The 3,093-nt window shown below is 67.5% G+C and carries 2 protein-coding genes and 1 pseudogene; all 3 read right to left on the bottom strand.

The genetic code is table 11. From position 1 onward, the window contains the following. Positions 1 to 24: 24 nt before the first annotated feature. Complete coding sequence (locus R1101_RS0119930; protein ID WP_016935067.1) at positions 25 to 639, bottom strand: flavodoxin family protein; 615 nt, start codon at positions 637 to 639, stop codon at positions 25 to 27. Positions 640 to 700: 61 nt separating this feature from the next. After that, positions 701 to 1,756, bottom strand: coding sequence for an alpha/beta hydrolase family protein (locus R1101_RS0119925; protein WP_232284794.1), 1,056 nt, complete (start codon positions 1,754 to 1,756; stop codon positions 701 to 703). A gap of 63 nt (positions 1,757 to 1,819) precedes the next feature. Beyond that, a pseudogene (locus R1101_RS27675) lies at positions 1,820 to 3,093 on the bottom strand (cholesterol oxidase substrate-binding domain-containing protein); the annotation flags it as partial.

Below are 3,093 nucleotides of genomic sequence, written 5' to 3'. Positions count from 1 at the left end.
ACCTGCCCGTGGGACCGGTGGGACTCACTCGGGGTAGGGCGAGTACTGCCGCTGACGCAACAACGTGGCCAGGTGCACGGCGTTCCGGGCGACGGATTCGGTGGTCGAGCGCACCGCTTCGGGGATCTCGTCGAGATCCTTGAAGTCGGTGCCCGACATCGCTTCGCCGTTCCAGTAGGTCGACCCCTGGGCGGGAATGGAGAATCCGATGTCGTTGAGGCTCTGGAACAGGTCGGCGACGATCTTGTGCGCACCGTCCTCGTTGCCGACGACTGCGGCGATCCCGACCTTGCCCACCATGCGTGGCCGGTTCTCGTCGTCGGTGTTCGACAGTTCGGCATCGAGCCGCTCGAGGACACGCTGAGCGACACTCGACATGTGTCCCACCCAGGTCGGTGTGGCGATGAGCAGGATGTCGGCCGAGCCGATGCGCTCGACGATCTCCGGCCACTGATCCCCGTCGCCCATGTCGGCTTCCACACCCGGCGCGACCTCGAAATCGACGACCCGGACCGTTTCGACGCTGACGTCGTGCTTCGACAGTGCGTCGAACACGTGCGCCACCATCTTGTCGGTGCTGGACTCGGCGGGAGACGGCTTGAGGGTGCAATTCAGTGCCACGGCGTGAAGTGCTGTCATGTGCCGTGGATACCCGCACACCGGGACGACAATCCCGTGTCCCCCATCGTGCGTCGCACGCTCAGCGTGCTCGTTCGGCCCAACGGTCGACGGCCGCCGAGAATTCCGACGACACGGGCAGAAGCGCGATCAGATCCGCCGGCCCCGGCTGCAGCGGGCCGAGTTCCTCGAGTCCGTGATTCGCGGTGGCGAAATGCTCGAACTGCAGGTCGGTGTGTGCGAGTGCAGCCCGCAGCGGTTCGACCTGCGCACAGCTGATGTTCAGATCCTTGTCGGAGCAGGTGAGCAGCACAGGGGTGTCGGCCGCCAACCGGGCGGCGAGTTCGACCGGATCGAGCTCGTCGGCCTCGGAGAGGAACTTGGCGTTCGCGGCATTCAGGCCGAGCTGTGCGACGACCGGGTGCTGGTCGGCCGGCACGGTGCCGGTCGTCCGCAACGATTCGACGGTGCGCGGAAGCTCGGCTCGCACGGCGTCGGTGTCGGCGCCGAGCTGCCCGGAATCGGCGAGCGCGGTGAGCTGGGCGGACAACAGATCCAGATAGCGCATCGGTAGCGGCGCCAACAGTGCGAAGCCGCTCCCGATGCCGCGATCGGCCAGTGCGAGTGCGGTCAGGCCCCCCTCGCTGTGTCCGAGGACGAGGATGTCCTCGGCGGCGACGCCGGTGCGTTCGCTGAGCAACCGCACGGCGGCCTCGGCATGATCGACCTGCTCGGTGAAGCCGTACTCGCCGACGGTCTCGGGGGTGTAGGTCCCGAGACCTGTCCGGCCGGCCCCGATCTTGTCGAATCGCAGGCTCGCGATGCCGTGGGCGGCGAGTGCGTCCGCGGAGCGCACCAGGGTGTCGGCCGCGGCGCCGGGCTGATTGCCGTTGCGATCGGTGGGGCCGCTGCCCGGAAGCAGCAGCGCGGCGGCGACCGTCGCACCGTCCGGACTGCGGAGACTGCCGTGGAAGGTGGTGCCGGCGGCCTCGAAGGTCACCGGGCTGTCGCTGCCGGTCGACACGGTGACCGAACCCGTATCGGGAAGAGCCGCGGCCGTTCCGGCGAGTGTCACACCTCCCGCGAGAACCAGCACGGGCACAGCAGCAGCACCGATCCACCTTCGCACGTTCCGCATGGGGCGAACCCTAGCAAAGGACTGCGCTGTGCCCGTGCCGAGCGAGCTGTGCCCGTGCGCAGTTCAGGGGAGGAGGGTGTCGATGAAAGTGTTGCTGAACACCCGATGCGGATCGAGGCGGTTGTACACCGCACGAGCCGAATCCCAGTTCTCGTCGGACGGTACGCCTTCCCGATAGGTCTCGGGTAGGCCCTGCGTCAGGATCTGCTCGTCCGTGTACGGCAGGTCGGGACCGAACGCCCAGCCCTTCGACCATTCGGGCCGGAAGGTCGAGTCGCTTCCGTTGTACCGCTGCCGCATCCACTGCTCCATTTCCCGGTAGAAGGCGAACATCCCGGGAGTGCCCGGAACGCCGAGGACGTTGAGCCAGATGGCCGTGTCCCATTCCGGGTGGTCGGGCCGCGGACGGGTCGAGGCGATCGTCGGAGGCCCTGCAGACGGGACGAGGACGTCCTCCGGCCGATCCAGTCCGCAACAACGGATTTCGACCGGGCCGTTGAGGGGGAACTGCCCCAGGCCGCGATAGTGCTCGATGCGTTCGGCGAACCAGTGGGTGAAGTCGTGGATCACGTTGGCGATGTTGGCCCGGTTCGTGAGCACCGCGCCGCCGCCCTCGGTGAGACGCAGAGTGGTCGCCTTGATGTAGAACTGCAGATCCTTCGACCAGCCCCAGATGTCGGACGATCCCGTCGCCGCGAGACCGGCCACCGTCACGCCGTAGTAGGTCTGCCCGAAAGCCGGTGCGATCGACGTGTTCCCGGCCGTGATCTGCCCCAGCAGGTCGGTGATCGGTTCGGGCACGTTGTCGGAGAACGGATAGTTGTACGGCCCGGTCACCTCCCGCGAGGTGGCCGGCTTCTCCGGCGCGAGCGACCACACCTTCATCCACGGTTTGTCCGTGAACGGATACCAGATCGCCTCGGCGCGACCCGCAGAGGCGACGAACGATTCGAAGGTCCGACCCGACGCTCCGGCCGGCGCGAACAGTTCCTGCCAGGAGACGTCGGTGAAGGACCGGCACCGCATCCGGTAGTTCGGTCCGGCCTGCAGGGTGACGGACGTGATGAACGTGCGGCCGAGGTGGGTGAGCAGGGGAGTGATCTCGGGGTCGGCGCGGGTGAACGTGCGCAGCGCGTAGGCGCTGCCGTCCCATACGACGGCAGTCAGCTCGGTGACGAGGTTGCTCATCGACCCGAAAGTGTGTCCGGGAAGGGGGATTCACCGTCCGCGGGCAGAGCGGCGCCGTGGGCGTTCACGGCGAGTGCCCCTGCGATCGACAACACCCCGGGCGCAGGCAGATTCGCGAGTCCGAGACCGTGGTCCTGCAGTGCCGCGGT

Origin of the sequence: Rhodococcus sp. R1101 (genome assembly GCF_000278445.1) — a bacterium.
In the GTDB taxonomy this organism is placed as follows: Bacteria; Actinomycetota; Actinomycetes; order Mycobacteriales; family Mycobacteriaceae; genus Rhodococcus; species Rhodococcus gordoniae.
Note: the sequence above shows the minus strand (reverse complement) of the source record. Positions and strands in the feature narration are given on the sequence as shown.